This window comes from Spiroplasma endosymbiont of Sarcophaga carnaria (assembly GCF_964019595.1).
Classification (GTDB): Bacteria; Bacillota_I; Bacilli_A; order Mycoplasmatales; family Mycoplasmataceae; genus Spiroplasma; species Spiroplasma poulsonii.
The window spans coordinates 1,319,072-1,339,515 of sequence record NZ_OZ026456.1 but is presented as its reverse complement, the minus strand read 5'-3'; the positions used below and the strand labels follow the sequence as shown (position 1 = coordinate 1,339,515).

Below are 20,444 nucleotides of genomic sequence, written 5' to 3'. Positions count from 1 at the left end.
ATGGCAAATATTGTTGAATTTTTAAGAACAGATAAAGCAACAGAATGAATAAAAAGTAATTTTTCAGATGAAAATGAAATTAGAAGATTTAAAAGTAATATAGTTGCAATATCAAATAGTAATGAATTATTACAAAAAGCAGATCCAAAAACAATTATGACTGCTTGTTATCAAGGTGTTTTATTAAATTTACCAATGGAAAAACAATTCGGGTATGCTTATGTAGTGCCATATAACACAAAAATAACAAGAATTATTAATGGTCGTGAAGTGCAAGAGTGAATTAATCAAGCACAATTTCAAATGGGTTATAAAGGTTATATACAATTAGCACAGCGTAGTGGTCAATATTTAGATATGTCAGTATCAGATGTTAGAGAAAATGAATTAGTAAATTATGATCGTTTAAAAGGTACTACTTTTAATTGAATTCAAAATGAAGATGAAAGAGAAAAATTACCAATTATAGGTTATGTATCATATTTTAAAATGGTTAATGGTTTTGAAAAAACTTTATATATGAAAAAAGAACAAATGGAAAATCATTTTATGAAATATTCTAAAACTTATGCTAAAAATAAATCATTTTATATTGCTACTTTTGATGAAATGGCATTAAAAACAGTATTAACATCTTTATTAAAAAAATGAGGTATTATGTCTGTTGAATTACAACAAGCTTATAAATCAGATCAGGCAGTTATTACAACTAATGATGAAAAGATTTATATTGATAATGATAGCAATATAAGCATAAATAAGGGTCAAATTAGTAATGAAAATATATCAAGTGAAGAAGTGACAGATAATAATTTAGTTAAAGAAGAAGATATATCAAATGTAGTGCCAACAATTAATAATAACAACGATGAGGAATGAGCCACTTGATAAAAATAGGTATTGACCCATCAGGAACAGGTACTACTGCTATTGTTATTTATGAAGATAATAAATTAATTGAAAAATTAGAATTTACAAATAAAAATTGAAAAGAACAATATGAATTTATTAATGATAAATTGTTTGATTATGAAGAAAAAATTAATATTGAAGATTGTTTATATACATCTGCTAATGCAAGTAAAGATAGAGATGATTTATTAAGATTATTAGGAGCATTATCTGTTTATAAATATTTTATTAATTGAGTATCACCAAAAAATACTAAATCAGTTGTTAAAAATATGGAAAATTTAAGTAAATATAATGATAGTTGTATATGAAAATTTGATAAAGATACTAATTTAACTTATCAATATGGTAAAGGTTGATTTTATAATAATGAAAAAATAAGTAATCATTTACGAGATGCAATTATTATTGCTAATTATGAAAGTTAATATTATGAAACATTCATATAATCAAAAAACAGGAAAGTATTATTCTTGTCAAATTCGTAATGTTAATATTTACTTAAATAAAAATGAAGAAAAAGTTTGAAATGAATTTAATAACTTTACTTATTCGCAACGAATTGAATATCTTATTAACTTTTATATAACACATTATAAAGGAAATAAAGAATATGAATAATTATATTTTATGTTATCGATCTGAACAAGGTAATCGCCCTTGTAAAAACCCTCGTGGTGAATATATAATTGGGATTGATAAACAAGATGTAGATATTAATTCAACTGAATACTGAGAATATTATAAAAATAATTATGGAAAAAATAATTTAGTTATTTGTAAAGTTAAAAATTTAGACTTAATATTAGAAAATAAAAAATAACCAATTAAGGTTATTTTTTTTAAATACTATTTGTTAGTTTTTTAATAGCATCTTTTTGTGCTTGTTTTTTGTCATTTACTTTAACTTGTTTTTTAACATTTTTAATTTGACCTGTTTTTAATGCTAATTCTGTTGCATAATCAGGTCCTCGTAAATGTTTTTCGTGAGCAATAACAGCAGTTCTTAATTCTCTAATTTCTGCTTTATATTTTTTAATTTTTTTAGCACATAATCCAAGAATACCAAGACTACCCATTCCACCAGCACCCGCTAACACAAGTAAAGCAATTACTATTTCATTACTAATTTCCATTTCTTTATTTCCTTTCTTATCCTTACTCAAACAGTGGCCATCCATTCTTTCAGAACAAAATAATTTATAAATTAAACTATATAACCACCCAAAAATATCAACCGCCCCTATATATAGTTTATTTTAAATTTAATTCTTTGTTATTTTCTTCTTGTTTTTTAGTATATTCATCTTGCATATTTTTAAATATTTCTTCTGTTATACCATCCAAATTATTTCATTGTTTTGCTATTCTTGGTTGAATAACACGAGAATTAATTCGACAATCTAAGCAATGTCTTAAATGGTCTTTTTTTCATTTTGATTTATCAATTCAAATAATAATTAAAGAAATTATTAAAGTAATTAAAGGTAAAATTGTAAATACTAATCCCATTTTAGATATTTTTAATCGTGGAATATCAATTTTCATATCTACTTTGGGTTTACTACTAGCAACAAATATACCCTGAATTCCGTGTGTAAATAAAGGTGTTAATAAAATAGCAATTCCATTACCTCAATATTGACCATAATTATATCAATTAATATTATCTTTTATTGCATTGATCATGCCATATTCTAATCAACAATTTAATGCTAAAAATATCAATGTATAAAAACTAACTACTCAACTACGAATTTTATATTTTCTTTCTCATTCTCTAATATCTTTATGAGTTCAATTATAAGTCGGAATAGGGTCTTTTTTAAATCAATTTCAAGGTAAGGCACCTTTTAATCAAGTTGTTTTATCTTGTTTCATTATTAACTCACCAATTTTCTTTTAATTTTTAAATTACCTATTTTTATATTTTCAAAAGAACTAATAAGACCATTTGTGTCAATATACCAACCTGAAACACCTTTACTAGATGATACAACAATTCCACAACCAATATCAAAATCTTCTTTAATTTTGTCGAAAACTCTTGATATTTATAAAATATACCTAAAATTAGGTATATTTTTAATATATAGAGGTAAATAAATGATGAAAAAAATAATTACAGAATTAATAAATAGCTTAACAGATGATCAATTTTTAGAATTTTATGAAAAAATAAAACAACAAGCAGACTTAATTAAAAAACAAAAACGTTTAAATGAAATTGATCAAAAATTTAGAGATAAAGGCATTATATGTCCTAATTGCAAATCTTTTCATTGTGTTAAAAATGGTCATAATTCCGAAGGAAAACAAAAATATTTATGTAAAAAATGTCGTGCTAGTTTTGATGCATTTCGTCATCATTTTACTTATTGAAGTCATTTAAATTATGAACAGTGAAATTTATTAATTCAAATTTCATTGTTAGGACAATCTAGTAAAATAATTTCTCGTTTTATTAAAACAACCCCAAAAACCGCTTGATATAATCGACAAAAATTAATGCAATCAAAACAATTAGAAAATACACAGTTAAAATTTAAAAAATTAAATGGTCAAATCCAAATGGATGAAACATTTATTAAAGAAATTCATAAAGGCAATTTTAAAGATAAATTTGATAAACGAAAAACTCATCTCGATCCATTTTCAACTGATACCAAATGCTGTATTCAAATGGCAGTTGATAGCAATAATAATATTTTTGTTCAATCCACCAATACCAAAAGATTACAAAAACAATGGATTATTGAAAATATGAATAAGCAACTAATTAAAGAAAAATCAATAATTATTTCTGATATGCAACCACTATATTTATTAGTAGCAAAACAAACAAATTCTACTCTATATTCCACCAAAACTAGTACAAACCCTGATACTAGTTATCAAAAGTTAAATAAGATTAGTAAATTACAATCCAGTCTTAAAGAAGCCTTAATTCATTATCATGGTTTGGGTTTCACTAATATTCAAAATTATTTAAAGCTCTGAAAATGAAAATACCAACACAAAGGTTTAACACCAAACCAACAATCAACGGTATTATATTTTAACGTTTAAAAAATTTAAAGCAAAATCATAATCTTACACAAAATTAGTTTTCAAATTGTCATATTGATGATTTTTTTTATTTCATCAAGAGTTTTCGACAAAATTAAAGATACTTTTTATAAATAATATAAATACTAAACTTAATGTATTTTGTTGCTAATTTAACCCTTAAAACGTGTCATAAGATTTATTTTTCAAGATAAAATTTTAAAATAATTTATAATTTTGCTTGTATATATATATATATATATATATATATATATATATATATATATATATAATTTTATAAGTTAATAAACATTAGAGAGGATGGTTAATTAAAATGAAAAGATTATTAAGTATTTTATGTATAGTTAGTTTAAATGCAAGCGAATCAAACATTGTAATTGCTTGCGATGGAGGAAATATAAAACAAAAAATTAATTTAAATACAATAAATAAATTAACTGTAAATATTATTTATGAAAAAAATAAAAAACTATCTGATTTAAATACAAAAATTATTAATGCACAAGAATTTATAAATAAACCTTTAAATGAAGGTTATACTATTAATTATTATTCTAGTGAAGATTTAAGTAATAAAAATGATATTTCTGATTTTCCTCAAAGTGAAAACACTGCTATTTATGTTGTTATAATTGCTTCTAAAAATGATAAAAATTGAGAAGGACAAACTTCAAGATTAAAAGTAGTAATGAAATAAAAAATATATGAAAAGATTATTAAGTATTATTGGAGCAATATCATTATTAGTAGGAACCAATACAACCAGTTTAGTTGCTTGTAATAACATAGTAGAATACATACCCGATGAATTAGCAAAATTAAAAGCAGAAAACAAAATTAAAACAAACAACCAAGAAATTAGAGACAATTTAGAATGAATAGCACCACAAGAAAAACCATTTAATAACGTTGATAATAAATATTATTATGTTGTTTGGCGTGGTGATAAAAATGATAATTGAAGAATTGTTAATTTTAAAAATAACCAACAAGATAAATTAAAAAATAAAGATAAATATGATAAATATAAACTTGCACTAGTCCAAGATTTAGACTGGCATAGTATATTTGATTTAACTATTCAAAAAGGTAATTTAACATGAATATTTTGACATAATGATAATCAACATTTTAAATATGTTTATCGTTGAAATGGTGATGAAAAAAAATTACCCAATCTAGTTGTTTATAATGATGATAATGTAAAAGTTAAGGGAGAATAGAAAAAGAGATTATTAATAGACTGCACCCATTTTAGTAAGTACTAATAAAAAGTACTTAATATCTTTTAATTATATCCTTTTCTTTGCGGTTTGAATATCATGTATTTCATTTTATAACATCTTGTATATATTCTTCATGCGAATTATATGTTTTGTTATGTATTGTAGCTTTCTTAAGTAGTGAGTGAAAACTTTCTATAACAATATTATCTGCACAATGGTAATTTTTCCCCATTGAGATTATAATACCGTTAAATATACATTTATCACGATAAACAGTGGATGTGTGTTGATATCCGTGATCTGAGTGAATTATTATTCCACTCAGATCTTTTTTTATTAATTTTATTTTATTAATTGCACCATTTAAATTATCTATTACTAATTTATTGTCATTATATTTAGACCACCTTACATCAACTATTTCTTTAGTATATCCATCAATAATTGTTGATTGATAATATCTTTCTCCTTTTCAAATTAAATATGTTACATCAGTATATAGCACTGATAATCTTGTTTTTATATCATTGAATTTGCGATTAATTAAATCAGGATATTGCAATAAACTTTTTTCTTTATTCTGTTGATATTTTATTTTTTTTCTCATTTTTCTTACATATTCGGGCTGTATTTGATTATCGCGCATAATCCTTAAAACTTTTTTTGAATTATATTTTATATCATAATCTTCCCTTAAGTATTTAGTAATTCTTCGATATCCAAATTGTTTTAAATTTTCTTCATAGACTTTTACAATATCATTTATTGATTTTTTATCTTTTTTGCTACTGTCATAATTTTTATATTTATCTCAATAACTATGCTTTAGTCCCGTTACTTCTAATAATAATTTTATTGAATATTCACGACAATTTTGTTTAATAAAAGAGACGATTTTTAGTTTGCTTAATTGTAAAAGTCATGGAGCTTTTTTAGCAATTCATACCTTGTTTTATAATATTCTAAATCTCTTTTGCCAAAAGAAATTTTAGGTACTTTAGGATTGTTTAATTTCCTCAATAATTTTTGTTCTAAATTCTGATGTATATTTGTTATATTTTTGTCCTTTTCTTGCCATATAAAAATGCACCTCCTATAAAAGTTTAGTAAAATCTTTTTTTATTTTACTTACTTTTTGGGGTGCAGTCTATTAATAATCTCTTTTTCTATTCTCCCTTAACTTTTACATTATCATCATTATAAACAACTAGATTGGGTAATTTTTTTTCATCACCATTTCAACGATAAACATATTTAAAATGTTGATTATCATTATGTCAAAATATTCATGTTAAATTACCTTTTTGAATAGTTAAATCAAATATACTATGCCAGTCTAAATCTTGGACTAGTGCAAGTTTATATTTATCATATTTATCTTTATTTTTTAATTTATCTTGTTGGTTATTTTTAAAATTAACAATTCTTCAATTATCATTTTTATCACCACGCCAAACAACATAATAATATTTATTATCAACGTTATTAAATGGTTTTTCTTGTGGTGCTATTCATTCTAAATTGTCTCTAATTTCTTGGTTGTTTGTTTTAATTTTGTTTTCTGCTTTTAATTTTGCTAATTCATCGGGTATGTATTCTACTATGTTATTACAAGCAACTAAACTGGTTGTATTGGTTCCTACTAATAATGATATTGCTCCAATAATACTTAATAATCTTTTCATATATTTTTTATTTCATTACTACTTTTAATCTTGAAGTTTGTCCTTCTCAATTTTTATCATTTTTAGAAGCAATTATAACAACATAAATAGCAGTGTTTTCACTTTGAGGAAAATCAGAAATATCATTTTTATTACTTAAATCTTCACTAGAATAATAATTAATAGTATAACCTTCATTTAAAGGTTTATTTATAAATTCTTGTGCATTAATAATTTTTGTATTTAAATCAGATAGTTTTTTATTTTTTTCATAAATAATATTTACAGTTAATTTATTTATTGTATTTAAATTAATTTTTTGTTTTATATTTCCTCCATCGCAAGCAATTACAATGTTTGATTCGCTTGCATTTAAACTAACTATACATAAAATACTTAATAATCTTTTCATTTTAATTAACCACCCTCTCTAATGTTTATTAACTTATAAAATTATATATATATATATATATATATACAAGCAAAATTATAAATTATTTTAAAATTTTATCTTGAAAAATAAATCTTATGACACGTTTTAAGGGTTAAATTAGCAACAAAATACATTAAGTTTAGTATTTATTATTTATAAAAAGTATTGCTTTAATTTTGTCGAAAACTCTTGATGAAATAAAAAAAATCATCAATATGACAATTTGAAAACTAATTTTGTGTAAGATTATGATTTTGCTTTAAATTTTTTAAACGTTAAAATATAATACCGTTGATTGTTGGTTTGGTGTTAAACCTTTGTGTTGGTATTTTCATTTTCAGAGCTTTAAATAATTTTGAATATTAGTGAAACCCAAACCATGATAATGAATTAAGGCTTCTTTAAGACTGGATTGTAATTTACTAATCTTATTTAACTTTTGATAACTAGTATCAGGGTTTGTACTAGTTTTGGTGGAATATAGAGTAGAATTTGTTTGTTTTGCTACTAATAAATATAGTGGTTGCATATCAGAAATAATTATTGATTTTTCTTTAATTAGTTGCTTATTCATATTTTCAATAATCCATTGTTTTTGTAATCTTTTGGTATTGGTGGATTGAACAAAAATATTATTATTGCTATCAACCGCCATTTGAATACAGCATTTGGTATCAGTTGAAAATGGATCGAGATGAGTTTTTCGTTTATCAAATTTATCTTTAAAATTGCCTTTATGAATTTCTTTAATAAATGTTTCATCCATTTGGATTTGACCATTTAATTTTTTAAATTTTAACTGTGTATTTTCTAATTGTTTTGATTGCATTAATTTTTGTCGATTATATCAAGCGGTTTTTGGGGTTGTTTTAATAAAACGAGAAATTATTTTACTAGATTGTCCTAACAATGAAATTTGAATTAATAAATTTCACTGTTCATAATTTAAATGACTTCAATAAGTAAAATGATGACGAAATGCATCAAAACTAGCACGACATTTTTTACATAAATATTTTTGTTTTCCTTCGGAATTATGACCATTTTTAACACAATGAAAAGATTTGCAATTAGGACATATAATGCCTTTATCTCTAAATTTTTGATCAATTTCATTTAAACGTTTTTGTTTTTTAATTAAGTCTGCTTGTTGTTTTATTTTTTCATAAAATTCTAAAAATTGATCATCTGTTAAGCTATTTATTAATTCTGTAATTATTTTTTTCATCATTTATTTACCTCTATATATTAAAAATATACCTAATTTTAGGTATATTTTATAAATATCAAGAGTTTTCGACAAAATTAAAGAAGATTTTGATATTGGTTGTGGAATTGTTGTATCATCTAGTAAAGGTGTTTCAGGTTGGTATATTGACACAAATGGTCTTATTAGTTCTTTTGAAAATATAAAAATAGGTAATTTAAAAATTAAAAGAAAATTGGTGAGTTAATAATGAAACAAGATAAAACAACTTGATTAAAAGGTGCCTTACCTTGAAATTGATTTAAAAAAGACCCTATTCCGACTTATAATTGAACTCATAAAGATATTAGAGAATGAGAAAGAAAATATAAAATTCGTAGTTGAGTAGTTAGTTTTTATACATTGATATTTTTAGCATTAAATTGTTGATTAGAATATGGCATGATCAATGCAATAAAAGATAATATTAATTGATATAATTATGGTCAATATTGAGGTAATGGAATTGCTATTTTATTAACACCTTTATTTACACACGGAATTCAGGGTATATTTGTTGCTAGTAGTAAACCCAAAGTAGATATGAAAATTGATATTCCACGATTAAAAATATCTAAAATGGGATTAGTATTTACAATTTTACCTTTAATTACTTTAATAATTTCTTTAATTATTATTTGAATTGATAAATCAAAATGAAAAAAAGACCATTTAAGACATTGCTTAGATTGTCGAATTAATTCTCGTGTTATTCAACCAAGAATAGCAAAACAATGAAATAATTTGGATGGTATAACAGAAGAAATATTTAAAAATATGCAAGATGAATATACTAAAAAACAAGAAGAAAATAACAAAGAATTAAATTTAAAATAAACTATATATAGGGGCGGTTGATATTTTTGGGTGGTTATATAGTTTAATTTATAAATTATTTTGTTCTGAAAGAATGGATGGCCACTGTTTGAGTAAGGATAAGAAAGGAAATAAAGAAATGGAAATTAGTAATGAAATAGTAATTGCTTTACTTGTGTTAGCGGGTGCTGGTGGAATGGGTAGTCTTGGTATTCTTGGATTATGTGCTAAAAAAATTAAAAAATATAAAGCAGAAATTAGAGAATTAAGAACTGCTGTTATTGCTCACGAAAAACATTTACGAGGACCTGATTATGCAACAGAATTAGAATTAAAAACAGGTCAAATTAAAAATGTTAAAAAACAAGTTAAAGTAAATGACAAAAAACAAGCACAAAAAGATGCTATTAAAAAACTAACAAATAGTATTTAAAAAAAATAACCTTAATTGGTTATTTTTTATTTTCTAATATTAAGTCTAAATTTTTAACTTTACAAATAACTAAATTATTTTTTCCATAATTATTTTTATAATATTCTCAGTATTCAGTTGAATTAATATCTACATCTTGTTTATCAATCCCAATTATATATTCACCACGAGGGTTTTTACAAGGGCGATTACCTTGTTCAGATCGATAACATAAAATATAATTATTCATATTCTTTATTTCCTTTATAATGTGTTATATAAAAGTTAATAAGATATTCAATTCGTTGCGAATAAGTAAAGTTATTAAATTCATTTCAAACTTTTTCTTCATTTTTATTTAAGTAAATATTAACATTACGAATTTGACAAGAATAATACTTTCCTGTTTTTTGATTATATGAATGTTTCATAATATTAACTTTCATAATTAGCAATAATAATTGCATCTCGTAAATGATTACTTATTTTTTCATTATTATAAAATCAACCTTTACCATATTGATAAGTTAAATTAGTATCTTTATCAAATTTTCATATACAACTATCATTATATTTACTTAAATTTTCCATATTTTTAACAACTGATTTAGTATTTTTTGGTGATACTCAATTAATAAAATATTTATAAACAGATAATGCTCCTAATAATCTTAATAAATCATCTCTATCTTTACTTGCATTAGCAGATGTATATAAACAATCTTCAATATTAATTTTTTCTTCATAATCAAACAATTTATCATTAATAAATTCATATTGTTCTTTTCAATTTTTATTTGTAAATTCTAATTTTTCAATTAATTTATTATCTTCATAAATAACAATAGCAGTAGTACCTGTTCCTGATGGGTCAATACCTATTTTTATCAAGTGGCTCATTCCTCATCGTTGTTATTATTAATTGTTGGCACTACATTTGATATATCTTCTTCTTTAACTAAATTATTATCTGTCACTTCTTCACTTGATATATTTTCATTACTAATTTGACCCTTATTTATGCTTATATTGCTATCATTATCAATATAAATCTTTTCATCATTAGTTGTAATAACTGCCTGATCTGATTTATAAGCTTGTTGTAATTCAACAGACATAATACCTCATTTTCTTAATAAAGATGTTAATACTGTTTTTAATGCCATTTCATCAAAAGTAGCAATATAAAATGATTTATTTTTAGCATAAGTTTTATAATATTTCATAAAATGATTTTCCATTTGTTCTTTTTTCATATATAAAGTTTTTTCAAAACCATTAACCATTTTAAAATATGATACATAACCTATAATTGGTAATTTTTCTCTTTCATCTTCATTTTGAATTCAATTAAAAGTAGTACCTTTTAAACGATCATAATTTACTAATTCATTTTCTCTAACATCTGATACTGACATATCTAAATATTGACCACTACGCTGTGCTAATTGTATATAACCTTTATAACCCATTTGAAATTGTGCTTGATTAATTCACTCTTGCACTTCACGACCATTAATAATTCTTGTTATTTTTGTGTTATATGGCACTACATAAGCATACCCGAATTGTTTTTCCATTGGTAAATTTAATAAAACACCTTGATAACAAGCAGTCATAATTGTTTTTGGATCTGCTTTTTGTAATAATTCATTACTATTTGATATTGCAACTATATTACTTTTAAATCTTCTAATTTCATTTTCATCTGAAAAATTACTTTTTATTCATTCTGTTGCTTTATCTGTTCTTAAAAATTCAACAATATTTGCCATATTATTTTTCTCCTTTATTTATTTTAAAATTAATACCTTTAAACCCAATTAAATTAATATCTTTATTACTATCTCACCGATCTTTAATTTCATTTTTAACAATTTGTTCATCAACAACTAAATAATTTTTAATAAGATTAATAAGTTCTAATTTATCAGCATTTTGTAAAAAATAATCATTAATACCAATAACCTCAATATCTTTAATTAATAATTTTTCTTTCCGAAAATTACTAGTAATAATTTTTAATTCTTGCTCTTGTTTTGCTACACTTTTAATTTCTAAAAATTGTTCTTTTTTATGAGTTTCAATAATTTCATTTTGTTTTTGAAATTGAATATTAATAACATTATTTTTTAAAGAATCATGATTATTCTTAATATTATTTTCTAAATTCAAAATATCTTTTCTAATAAAATTTAATTCATCTTTAAAAGATTTTATTAATTCTAATGGTTCTCTAAAAATATAATCAATTTTTGAAACTAATAATTTTAAATCTTTTAGTGATTGTGATTTATATCCTCCATTTATTAATCAAGCTTGTTGTCGATATATAAATTCTGCTAATTCTTGTCCATTTTCATCAATTAATTTTTTAATTGGTAATGCTTTTAAACTTAATTCTTTAAAATCATTTCCTTTTAAATAAAACGGATAAGTAATATTTTTAATTAAATCTGCCATTACTTAAATTTCCTCTAATTCCATTTCATTAATTAAATTATCAATATATTCATAAGCACTTTCTTCTGAATGACATTCTTCTAGTGCTAAATTAAATAAATCTTCTTCAGTATAAACTTTACCATATTCATCTTTTCACATATTATTTATCTCCTTGTTATGTAATACCGTTATCTTCTAAATCAATAATAGTTGTTAATCATTCTTGTTGATTTTCAACATTAGCGGTAATTTTTGCTTCTTTTAATGTATAAAAGAATTCTGTTTTTAAATCACCATATTTACTTTTTATTACTAATAAATATTTTTTATTCATAATTTAATTCCTCCTATTTTTAACTCGCTGGCACTCACTCCCAAGTGAAAGTGTCAAAGCGAGAGTTAGTTATATAATTAAGTATTTATTTACTACACCATCCGCTTCACTGCGGGTGAGCGGTGGCCGTATATTTTATTGTTTAATGTTTAATAATAGAAAGTTGTTTTTATAAGTTAGTGCCAGAGAATTCTCTCTCTTCATCCGCACCATTTCAGGTCAAAACGTTCAGTTTTTAAAATAAATTCACTTGCACCTTGAAGAGCCCAATGCTGACTTTGTGGTTTTTAAACCGCCGTCACTTCTAAGAAGTAATATCTATCGCAAATTTATTTATAAAGTGGCCATCTCAATATTTATTGTCGTTTGATGTTGACCTCGCACTTATCACGACTATCGCTTGTTAAAGCGTCTATTATTTACGGACTGATTACCGCTGGGCTAGACCGCCTATGTGGAAAAAAACACTTAGTTATTTAAAATAACTGTTCCACCCTGCATTAAGTTGTTTTATAAAATCAAAGTTTAAAAGAACCAGTTTTATCATCAAAAATAATTTTTGAATTTTCTAGTTTTTGATAAAATTGCTTTTGTTTTTTATCTTTTACTTTATTCAATAAATATTTATGTTTTTCACAAGTTCATAAAACTTTATTTGATAAAAATTCTTCGGTAATGAATGATATTGTTTTATAACAATCATTAACATCACATATTTTTTGTTGTTTAATTATTATTACCTCCTTTGGAAGATTGTTTTATTTCAAATAAAAAAACAACCCTAACAAGAGTTGTTTTTTGCCGCTTCATCGTACACGATGCCAATATATGAATTCTGAACTTAGACAATGATTTCCTAAGGGAACTGATTTTAATAATGTTAGTCAACAAAAAATAAATTGAGTAGTTAATGTTATAAATGATAAATTAAGGCCTGTTCTTAATTGAAAAACAGCAAAAGAGGTATTTTCAGATAATTTTAAATAGGTTTATTTGAAGTAATTTAATAAATTATTTTTTAGTGTGCTTAATTTTCCTTAAAATAAAATAAAAACTATAAATATTTTGATTTTTAAAAATTTATAATTGATTTTTTATGATTTTTATTGTATTATTTGACTAATAAGATTTGTTGCACTTCATTTTACATAATTCCAATTGAAAAAATTAATATTTTGTTGAAAAATTGAAGCAATTTTTGGACTTAAAAAAGATAATAATTGAAACTCATTTTGTGAATAACCAAATCCTAATTGTCAATTTTCACGATAAAAAGTGTTTTGATGTTGTGAAACAGCGAATTGTTCAACTTCAAGTAAAGTTGTGTAAGCTCTAATTGGACGATATTTTGAAACAATGCCTGTTTTTTTAGAAATATAATCTTTTTTATGAATTTCAATAATTCCTTCTCCACTAATTCCTAAAGGTTCAAACTTAAAACCTAATAAAAATGAATCAGGCTGATATGAAATTAATGATTGATACAATAATTTTTTTGGATCAACTTTAAAAATTTTTGTAATGGTCTGTGAAACTTTTTCAGATAATTGGGTTATTTTTTTCTTAATTGGTTCAAAAACAGTATTTAAAGCTTTTTCAATTCAATAAAATGGATTTGCTTTTTTAATTGATGAATTAACTTTTCCCTTAACTTTAATAAATCTTTTATAAAGCTGATTTCAAAATTGATTTTCTAATCGATATTGATTAATCTTCATCAAGGTAGTATTTCCAATTTTTGTTTTAGTAGCTAAGTCGGTAATGATTGCAATCGAATCATAATAATTCATTCTAACAAAATCTTTTAATGAAATACCTGCCGACTTTCTTTAATTTTGTCGAAAACTCTTGATGAAATAAAAAAAATCATCAATATGACAATTTGAAAACTAATTTTGTGTAAGATTATGATTTTGCTTTAAATTTTTTAAACGTTAAAATATAATACCGTTGATTGTTGGTTTGGTGTTAAACCTTTGTGTTGGTATTTTCATTTTCAGAGCTTTAAATAATTTTGAATATTAGTGAAACCCAAACCATGATAATGAATTAAGGCTTCTTTAAGACTGGATTGTAATTTACTAATCTTATTTAACTTTTGATAACTAGTATCAGGGTTTGTACTAGTTTTGGTGGAATATAGAGTAGAATTTGTTTGTTTTGCTACTAATAAATATAGTGGTTGCATATCAGAAATAATTATTGATTTTTCTTTAATTAGTTGCTTATTCATATTTTCAATAATCCATTGTTTTTGTAATCTTTTGGTATTGGTGGATTGAACAAAAATATTATTATTGCTATCAACTGCCATTTGAATACAGCATTTGGTATCAGTTGAAAATGGATCGAGATGAGTTTTTCGTTTATCAAATTTATCTTTAAAATTGCCTTTATGAATTTCTTTAATAAATGTTTCATCCATTTGGATTTGACCATTTAATTTTTTAAATTTTAACTGTGTATTTTCTAATTGTTTTGATTGCATTAATTTTTGTCGATTATATCAAGCGGTTTTTGGGGTTGTTTTAATAAAACGAGAAATTATTTTACTAGATTGTCCTAACAATGAAATTTGAATTAATAAATTTCACTGTTCATAATTTAAATGACTTCAATAAGTAAAATGATGACGAAATGCATCAAAACTAGCACGACATTTTTTACATAAATATTTTTGTTTTCCTTCGGAATTATGACCATTTTTAACACAATGAAAAGATTTGCAATTAGGACATATAATGCCTTTATCTCTAAATTTTTGATCAATTTCATTTAAACGTTTTTGTTTTTTAATTAAGTCTGCTTGTTGTTTTATTTTTTCATAAAATTCTAAAAATTGATCATCTGTTAAGCTATTTATTAATTCTGTAATTATTTTTTTCATCATTTATTTACCTCTATATATTAAAAATATACCTAATTTTAGGTATATTTTATAAATATCAAGAGTTTTCGACAAAATTAAAGCCGACTTTTGTAAATAACTATCATATTTTTTAAGATCTAAATTAGTATATTTTGGAATTAAGCTAGGATTTAATTTATAAATCGTTTTTTGAAGTGCCAATAAATCGCGAATTGAATCAGCAGAAAGATTTTTTAACTGTTTTCGTAATTCAGCATCAGCAATGCTAGCGATTGTTTGCAGTAATTGTTCATCTGTTACAGTTTTATTAAAACGAATTACAACTTTATTTTTAGTAATAATTTCGGATAAAGCAACTTTATTTCTAATTTGCATAAAGTTTTTAACTTTAGCACTAATCCTCAATTGCTTGAAAATTCCTTGTTCATTAGCAATTTTAATAATTTTTTGAGCTTTTAAACCTCGTCCTAATTTACCAAAATCATTAAATGAAAAAGCCAAATTTAATAACGTATTTTTTAAACTCACATTGTTATTGATAACATCATTTGTTTCCATTACTAAAAAATTCGTAACCCCACTAATAAAAACTTTTCCTGTTGTAATAAACAACTGAGATGCACCTAAACCCTCAATTATTCCTGCCCCAATTCCAGCAGTTAAAAACCCTAAAACCGTTGCTAATACTTGTAGACCAATCATCGCTAATAATAGTTCTCAAAATTATTTTGCTTTTTGAGGCGTTTGATAAACAATCCGTTTTTTATACGTTATTAAGTTTTGATCTAAAATCTTACGAGGCATTTTTAGTGTCTAAAAACTTAAATGCTTCTTCTTTAGTTTTATATACATCATCTAATTTATTTGCATCATTAATTTTTTTAACATATTCACTACGTTCTTTAGTGTAAGGGACACCATCATAAGCTTCAAGAACTAAATCTAAGGCTAATCTTTTTGCATTTTCTAATTGTTCAACATTTTCAATACTTCTTGTTACTCTTGTTGATGATGGTGGCACATAATCGGGGTCTGGATATGAAAATCAAAATTTATTTTGAACAACTTCACCATGATAAAATTCATTATTGGCAATAAATAACTGACCCAAATATCTTCCTTGAGTATACTGTCCCGCTTGTAGTGGCACATCAACAGCAAGAACTTATGCCATTGCTTGTGGTGAAATTGGTACCATTAAATGACCATACTGTTTAATTGGAGCCTCAACAAAATTAAATCCTAATGCGGAAGTAATTGTTGCCAAAGTTCCTTCAATTGTTGCTTTTGAATATTGAATTTTAGCATTAATCATTGCACTTACGACTTCAGGATCAATAAAAATAATACAATCTTCTAAATGAATATCATTTTCTAAAACAAATGCTTGTAAACGTTTTAATTCAGTTACAAAATTATCTTTTGTAATTTTAATTGGACTTGTAATTTTATTTGCTACGTTTGTGCATAAAACTTTAATAATATATTTATCTAAAATTTTAGCTTTTTGTGAATCAGTAATTGTTAATTTATTAGCTGGTCAATTTGATGCCAATTTATCTTGATTAGCAATTCGATTATAAACAGTAAAATTTTGATCTAATTGTACTTTTTTAAAGTCTTCTGTAACATAAGTTTCCGTAAAACCTAAATTAGGATCTCAATATTTTTGTGTTATTGATTCATTTATAATTGGTAAGTAAACTTCGGCTTTTCATCCCCCACCATCTTGTTGCAACTCATTAGGGAATAAAACAGCATATTTAGATCTTCCATATAAATTACTTAATTTAAAATTATCCTTAAAATAAGTTTGAATATTATTTAATGTAATTGCCATTATTCACTACCTCCCACTATTTTGAATGATTGTAAATCAATTCCCATTGAAGAATTTGATTCTTGATTATTATTAACATTTAAGTTATCAGACTGTTTATTTTCTTGAGTAACTCCTACACCTTGATTTCCTTTAATTCCTTGTTGAATTTCTGCAAATTGTTTTTCAAGAACTGCAAGACGATCTTCTTTTTCAGTTTTCGTTTTAGTAGTTTGATCTTCTAATTGTTTAGTGAGTATTTCTTTAGCTTTTTCTTCTGCTAATTTTTCACCTTGTTCATTAACTTGTTTTTTTATTTCATCTGCCATTAAAGAGTATAAATCAACTTCTTCAATTTCAAATTCTTTTTTATCATTTAAAATTGGATTACCTTTATCATCTAATTTTAATTTTTTAATTATATTGGCCATAATAATTCCTCCTGGTACATATAGATGCACTATTTTTCTTAATTTGTCAAGGTTTACTTATTTTTTATGATATGCACGATCCAACCTACCTACTTTATCAATTTCAATTAAATTATTAATAACTAACAAATTATTTTTATAATATCTACTAAAAATATTAGTTAAAGAGCCTTTAATGTGAATTACATCATTAACTTCAAATTTCTTTAACTGAGTTATATTTTTTGAAATAGTTTCTTTAATTCAGCCATAACTGGAACCTCAACGAATTTGCATACTCATCACATCAACTTCAACAACATTAATTTTTTCTTTTAATAAATCTTTTTTATAAACTGCAACAATGCCATCAAATACTGATAGCAACATCTTATTATCAATTTTTCTTTGTGCCATAATCAATTACCTCCCAATTGTATTTTTCACATTTATATCCCCAAATTCTTTTTCCCTAAAATGTGCCTCTAAAATTGCTTTTGCATGAATTGAATGCTCATTTTTAGTAGTTCGTTCTTTAAGTTCTTTTTTAATCATTTCCTTTTTTTTATCAGCTGGGTAATGTAATTGCATTTTATTTTGCAATTCATATCTTAAAATTCCAATTAACTCACGGGTTGCACGCACCTCACGCATTTTTTCAGGACCTATGTGCAAATTCTCAACTACTACCACATTTAAAGATAAATCATGATGTTTATTTTTAAAATTATTGATAATAGTTAAAATTTCATTTGCTGAATCCGTTGGATTACTGCACCTTACTTGGACATATTTATAGTGGGGGAATCGTGTTCCAATTGTCTTAATAAAAATACCAGTAGTTCCAATTCCAGCTGGATCTATCCCAACTGAGAAAATAGGAAAATAACTTTGTTGTTTCATAAAAACCTCCATATCAATATTCGTGACTTTTATGTGTACCTTTCTGTGATTTCTTTTGTATATTTTATATGAACAAGAATATCAGAATATTTTGCCAAAGCAAAAATAACAATTTACGCAAAAATAGTCTATTGTGTTATAATTTACACATAGACGTATGTTTCTATTAAATTCCCTCTCCTATCATTAATCTCATAAAATATTGTCGTCATTATCAAAAACAATGGTTGGAGGATCATTATTACTGTCAGGGTTATCATTAATTTTATATTCTGCACCACGGTAGGTTACAGGTTGGTTTGCTAATTGTTTTTCTTGCACTTCAGCAAGTTTTTTTATTCTTTCATTATTTTCGATACGCTTATTAATTCATTCTTGATTGTTATTTCATATTTTTGTTAATTGATTATTAGCCTCAATTTGTGTTTTATGATCATATTGTTCTAATTCAATTAAATCAACAAAAATATTAAATCCTTTTTTCTTAATACTTGGAATTCTATGTGCAGCTTCTCTATTTGTTCGAGTATAATAAATAAATTGTGGAACAATTCCAACTATTAAAAAATCATCTTTAAATTTATCCTTATGAACAAAAGAACCAGGAACAATAATTCAACGCTCAGGAGTTTTAACAATGTAACTAATTATTTTTTGGCCACAATTATTATATTTTTGCATAGAACTTTTATGAATTCGATAATTAGATATATTTTTATTTTTATCTTTTTGCTTGTAAGGTTTATAAATTTCTTTAGTTTCAGAATTAGTGCTAAACTCTTTTATAAAATCAAAGTCTTTAGCAAAATTCCTACTTCGATCATGGCAACCAGATTCACAAATTTTTATGTTTTCCATTGTAGCTAACCCCTTTCTAATTAAAAATAATTAATTTTTCAACAGTTATGTTGCACTTTTTTTAAATTTAATATGTGGAATATCTGCTGCTCACTTAACAGCATATTGATGTATTTTTTTAATTTCTTTTAGTTGTTTTATTTTTTTTCATAGTTTCTTCATAATTTTTTCCTAGCTTTTTTATTTTAGTAAATTTATAATTCAATAATTGTTTGTAATTTATTTTTTTCTCCTTTTAATTTAATTGATATAAAGTCTTTAACTACTTCAGGTTCAATTAAATGTCCTGTAGAATTAAAATAATCTTCAGTAATTCATGCAATTCAATCTCAATCGTCATTGCCTATAACATATAGGAATAAATATTTCTCTGAGTTAGGTAATTTTTTAACTATATATCCATTTTTATATTTATAATTAAATTCTTTTATTGTCATTATTTTATATTCTCATTTTGAATTTCTTTATTTCAAGGTAATTCACTAATTTTACCTTTTGCATTAATAAAATGTTGACAAGTTAAAAGTTCTTGTTTTCCTACTATTTGTGCATTGATAAAATTATTAAAATGTTCCATCATTGATTTACCTTTTTCATAATCATCTAAACTTAATTTTTTACATAATTCAATAAATTCATCACAAACATCTTTATATGTTTTATTGCTTAAACTTTCTTGTAAATATATTTGTTGCTCTTGGCTTATTTGTATAACTGTTTTTGCCATTATTAGTATCCTCCCTTACAAAATAAACATAAATCGCTATCAATCGTATTTACTGGACATTGACATTTTTTACAATATTTTGCCATTATCAATTGCCTCTTTTAATTCTTCATAAACCATTTTTAATGTCTCATGTGCCATTTTGTTAGGTCATTTTTTAAAATCATCACCACATATTTGTTTTACTTGTTCTATTTGTTTAATAATACTGTTAATTTTTTCCATACCACATTTCTCCTTCTTAAACGTAAAAAACCGCTTTTACGCGGTATTATGCTAAATTCTTAAATGTGTATGGTAC

The 20,444-nt window shown here is 24.1% G+C and carries 34 protein-coding genes and 2 pseudogenes; 10 read left to right on the top strand and 26 right to left on the bottom strand.

From position 1 onward, the window contains the following. Genes AACK91_RS07655 through AACK91_RS07640 form a run of 4 tightly spaced genes read left to right on the top strand, consistent with a single transcriptional unit; the run spans window position 1 to window position 1,735 of the window. Entirely contained in the window at window positions 1-891 is an 891-nt protein-coding gene (locus AACK91_RS07655) for a recombinase RecT (protein ID WP_338965609.1), read from the top strand. After that, a complete protein-coding gene (locus AACK91_RS07650; RefSeq protein WP_338963404.1) occupies window positions 876-1,340 on the top strand; it encodes a hypothetical protein in 465 nt (154 codons plus the stop codon). Before AACK91_RS07655 ends, AACK91_RS07650 begins: the two co-directional genes overlap by 16 nt. A 4-nt stretch (window positions 1,341-1,344) precedes the next feature. After that, window positions 1,345-1,533: a hypothetical protein gene (locus AACK91_RS07645; RefSeq protein ID WP_338963402.1), complete on the top strand. Its 189-nt coding sequence runs from the start codon at window positions 1,345-1,347 to the stop codon at window positions 1,531-1,533. Next, on the top strand, window positions 1,526-1,735 hold the full coding sequence (locus AACK91_RS07640) for a hypothetical protein (RefSeq protein WP_338963231.1): 210 nt from the start codon (window positions 1,526-1,528) through the stop codon (window positions 1,733-1,735). Before AACK91_RS07645 ends, AACK91_RS07640 begins: the two co-directional genes overlap by 8 nt. 19 nt (window positions 1,736-1,754) lie before the next feature. Here AACK91_RS07640 and AACK91_RS07635 read toward each other — a convergent pair whose 3' ends face one another. Together AACK91_RS07635 and AACK91_RS07630 are read right to left on the bottom strand one after the other, a co-directional pair. Continuing rightward, entirely contained in the window at window positions 1,755-2,093 is a 339-nt protein-coding gene (locus AACK91_RS07635; protein ID WP_338965607.1) for a hypothetical protein, read from the bottom strand. 73 nt (window positions 2,094-2,166) lie between these two features. Continuing rightward, window positions 2,167-2,793 (bottom strand): hypothetical protein, encoded by a 627-nt coding sequence (locus AACK91_RS07630; RefSeq protein ID WP_338964164.1) that lies wholly within the window; start codon window positions 2,791-2,793, stop codon window positions 2,167-2,169. 225 nt (window positions 2,794-3,018) lie between these two features. On the opposite strand from AACK91_RS07630, the gene AACK91_RS07625 reads away from it, so the two are divergent. The 3 genes from AACK91_RS07625 to AACK91_RS07615 all read left to right on the top strand — a co-directional run bounded on the left by AACK91_RS07625 (window position 3,019) and on the right by AACK91_RS07615 (window position 5,204). Then, the gene (locus tag AACK91_RS07625) at window positions 3,019-3,981 is read left to right on the top strand and encodes an IS1/IS1595 family N-terminal zinc-binding domain-containing protein (protein ID WP_338963247.1); all 963 of its coding nucleotides are present in this window, start codon (window positions 3,019-3,021) and stop codon (window positions 3,979-3,981) included. 313 nt (window positions 3,982-4,294) lie between these two features. Further along, entirely contained in the window at window positions 4,295-4,678 is a 384-nt protein-coding gene (locus AACK91_RS07620) for a hypothetical protein (RefSeq protein ID WP_338965601.1), read from the top strand. A 7-nt stretch (window positions 4,679-4,685) separates the two neighbouring features. Further along, window positions 4,686-5,204: a lipoprotein gene (locus AACK91_RS07615; RefSeq protein ID WP_338965603.1), complete on the top strand. Its 519-nt coding sequence runs from the start codon at window positions 4,686-4,688 to the stop codon at window positions 5,202-5,204. Between the two features lie 55 nt (window positions 5,205-5,259). Here AACK91_RS07615 and AACK91_RS07610 read toward each other — a convergent pair whose 3' ends face one another. The 5 genes and pseudogenes from AACK91_RS07610 to AACK91_RS07595 form a co-directional block, all read right to left on the bottom strand. Then, a complete protein-coding gene (locus tag AACK91_RS07610) occupies window positions 5,260-5,814 on the bottom strand; it encodes a DDE-type integrase/transposase/recombinase (protein WP_338965605.1) in 555 nt (184 codons plus the stop codon). A gap of 12 nt (window positions 5,815-5,826) precedes the next feature. Continuing rightward, window positions 5,827-5,973: pseudogene (locus AACK91_RS11620) on the bottom strand (transposase); the annotation flags it as partial. 400 nt (window positions 5,974-6,373) lie between these two features. Continuing rightward, window positions 6,374-6,892 (bottom strand): lipoprotein, encoded by a 519-nt coding sequence (locus AACK91_RS07605; protein ID WP_338965603.1) that lies wholly within the window; start codon window positions 6,890-6,892, stop codon window positions 6,374-6,376. A 7-nt stretch (window positions 6,893-6,899) separates the two neighbouring features. Next, window positions 6,900-7,283 carry a hypothetical protein gene (locus AACK91_RS07600; protein ID WP_338965601.1) on the bottom strand — a complete coding sequence of 128 codons (384 nt, stop codon included), beginning with the start codon at window positions 7,281-7,283 and terminating at the stop codon, window positions 6,900-6,902. A 289-nt stretch (window positions 7,284-7,572) separates the two neighbouring features. Then, window positions 7,573-8,535 (bottom strand): IS1/IS1595 family N-terminal zinc-binding domain-containing protein, encoded by a 963-nt coding sequence (locus AACK91_RS07595; RefSeq protein WP_338963247.1) that lies wholly within the window; start codon window positions 8,533-8,535, stop codon window positions 7,573-7,575. 225 nt (window positions 8,536-8,760) lie between these two features. On the opposite strand from AACK91_RS07595, the gene AACK91_RS07590 reads away from it, so the two are divergent. Together AACK91_RS07590 and AACK91_RS07585 are read left to right on the top strand one after the other, a co-directional pair. After that, a complete protein-coding gene (locus AACK91_RS07590; protein ID WP_338964164.1) occupies window positions 8,761-9,387 on the top strand; it encodes a hypothetical protein in 627 nt (208 codons plus the stop codon). 73 nt (window positions 9,388-9,460) lie between these two features. Beyond that, a complete protein-coding gene (locus AACK91_RS07585; protein ID WP_338965599.1) occupies window positions 9,461-9,799 on the top strand; it encodes a hypothetical protein in 339 nt (112 codons plus the stop codon). A 19-nt stretch (window positions 9,800-9,818) separates the two neighbouring features. On the opposite strand, the gene AACK91_RS07580 is transcribed toward AACK91_RS07585, so the two are convergent. Genes AACK91_RS07580 through AACK91_RS07550 form a run of 7 tightly spaced genes read right to left on the bottom strand, consistent with a single transcriptional unit; the run spans window position 9,819 to window position 12,557 of the window. Continuing rightward, window positions 9,819-10,028: a hypothetical protein gene (locus AACK91_RS07580; RefSeq protein WP_338963231.1), complete on the bottom strand. Its 210-nt coding sequence runs from the start codon at window positions 10,026-10,028 to the stop codon at window positions 9,819-9,821. Continuing rightward, window positions 10,021-10,209, bottom strand: coding sequence for a hypothetical protein (locus tag AACK91_RS07575; RefSeq protein ID WP_338963402.1), 189 nt, complete (start codon window positions 10,207-10,209; stop codon window positions 10,021-10,023). Before AACK91_RS07575 ends, AACK91_RS07580 begins: the two co-directional genes overlap by 8 nt. Window positions 10,210-10,213: 4 nt before the next feature. Beyond that, window positions 10,214-10,678, bottom strand: coding sequence for a hypothetical protein (locus tag AACK91_RS07570; protein ID WP_338963404.1), 465 nt, complete (start codon window positions 10,676-10,678; stop codon window positions 10,214-10,216). Next, window positions 10,663-11,553, bottom strand: a complete 891-nt coding sequence (locus AACK91_RS07565) for a recombinase RecT (protein ID WP_338965597.1) — start codon at window positions 11,551-11,553, stop codon at window positions 10,663-10,665. The genes AACK91_RS07570 and AACK91_RS07565 overlap by 16 nt, the downstream gene beginning before the upstream one ends. A gap of 1 nt (window position 11,554) precedes the next feature. Next, on the bottom strand, window positions 11,555-12,241 hold the full coding sequence (locus tag AACK91_RS07560) for a hypothetical protein (RefSeq protein WP_338965595.1): 687 nt from the start codon (window positions 12,239-12,241) through the stop codon (window positions 11,555-11,557). Between the two features lie 3 nt (window positions 12,242-12,244). Next, window positions 12,245-12,382: a hypothetical protein gene (locus AACK91_RS07555; protein WP_338965593.1), complete on the bottom strand. Its 138-nt coding sequence runs from the start codon at window positions 12,380-12,382 to the stop codon at window positions 12,245-12,247. 16 nt (window positions 12,383-12,398) lie between these two features. Continuing rightward, the gene (locus AACK91_RS07550; protein WP_338965591.1) at window positions 12,399-12,557 is read right to left on the bottom strand and encodes a hypothetical protein; all 159 of its coding nucleotides are present in this window, start codon (window positions 12,555-12,557) and stop codon (window positions 12,399-12,401) included. 801 nt (window positions 12,558-13,358) lie between these two features. Between AACK91_RS07550 and AACK91_RS07545 the strand changes: the two are divergent. Then, window positions 13,359-13,544: pseudogene (locus tag AACK91_RS07545) on the top strand (IS30 family transposase); the annotation flags it as partial. A 116-nt stretch (window positions 13,545-13,660) separates the two neighbouring features. On the opposite strand, the gene AACK91_RS07540 reads toward AACK91_RS07545, so the two are convergent. The 12 genes from AACK91_RS07540 to AACK91_RS07485 form a co-directional block, all read right to left on the bottom strand. After that, complete coding sequence (locus tag AACK91_RS07540; protein WP_338965589.1) at window positions 13,661-14,347, bottom strand: hypothetical protein; 687 nt, start codon at window positions 14,345-14,347, stop codon at window positions 13,661-13,663. Window positions 14,348-14,484: 137 nt separating this feature from the next. Then, complete coding sequence (locus AACK91_RS07535) at window positions 14,485-15,447, bottom strand: IS1/IS1595 family N-terminal zinc-binding domain-containing protein (RefSeq protein WP_338963247.1); 963 nt, start codon at window positions 15,445-15,447, stop codon at window positions 14,485-14,487. After that, window positions 15,448-16,128 (bottom strand): hypothetical protein, encoded by a 681-nt coding sequence (locus AACK91_RS07530; protein ID WP_338965588.1) that lies wholly within the window; start codon window positions 16,126-16,128, stop codon window positions 15,448-15,450. A gap of 91 nt (window positions 16,129-16,219) precedes the next feature. Continuing rightward, window positions 16,220-16,537, bottom strand: coding sequence for a hypothetical protein (locus tag AACK91_RS07525; protein WP_338965587.1), 318 nt, complete (start codon window positions 16,535-16,537; stop codon window positions 16,220-16,222). A gap of 54 nt (window positions 16,538-16,591) precedes the next feature. Beyond that, window positions 16,592-17,266, bottom strand: a complete 675-nt coding sequence (locus AACK91_RS07520) for a hypothetical protein (RefSeq protein ID WP_338965586.1) — start codon at window positions 17,264-17,266, stop codon at window positions 16,592-16,594. Then, window positions 17,266-17,676: a hypothetical protein gene (locus AACK91_RS07515; RefSeq protein ID WP_338965585.1), complete on the bottom strand. Its 411-nt coding sequence runs from the start codon at window positions 17,674-17,676 to the stop codon at window positions 17,266-17,268. The genes AACK91_RS07520 and AACK91_RS07515 overlap by 1 nt, the downstream gene beginning before the upstream one ends. 57 nt (window positions 17,677-17,733) lie before the next feature. Next, window positions 17,734-18,072 (bottom strand): hypothetical protein, encoded by a 339-nt coding sequence (locus AACK91_RS07510; RefSeq protein WP_338965584.1) that lies wholly within the window; start codon window positions 18,070-18,072, stop codon window positions 17,734-17,736. Window positions 18,073-18,078: 6 nt separating this feature from the next. Continuing rightward, on the bottom strand, window positions 18,079-18,558 hold the full coding sequence (locus tag AACK91_RS07505; RefSeq protein ID WP_338965583.1) for a hypothetical protein: 480 nt from the start codon (window positions 18,556-18,558) through the stop codon (window positions 18,079-18,081). 186 nt (window positions 18,559-18,744) lie between these two features. Next, window positions 18,745-19,416, bottom strand: coding sequence for a hypothetical protein (locus tag AACK91_RS07500; protein WP_338965582.1), 672 nt, complete (start codon window positions 19,414-19,416; stop codon window positions 18,745-18,747). A gap of 194 nt (window positions 19,417-19,610) precedes the next feature. Continuing rightward, complete coding sequence (locus AACK91_RS07495; protein WP_338965581.1) at window positions 19,611-19,853, bottom strand: hypothetical protein; 243 nt, start codon at window positions 19,851-19,853, stop codon at window positions 19,611-19,613. Beyond that, entirely contained in the window at window positions 19,853-20,143 is a 291-nt protein-coding gene (locus AACK91_RS07490) for a hypothetical protein (protein ID WP_338965580.1), read from the bottom strand. Before AACK91_RS07490 ends, AACK91_RS07495 begins: the two co-directional genes overlap by 1 nt. 69 nt (window positions 20,144-20,212) lie before the next feature. Then, on the bottom strand, window positions 20,213-20,368 hold the full coding sequence (locus AACK91_RS07485) for a hypothetical protein (protein WP_157944260.1): 156 nt from the start codon (window positions 20,366-20,368) through the stop codon (window positions 20,213-20,215). Window positions 20,369-20,444 lie beyond the last annotated feature (76 nt).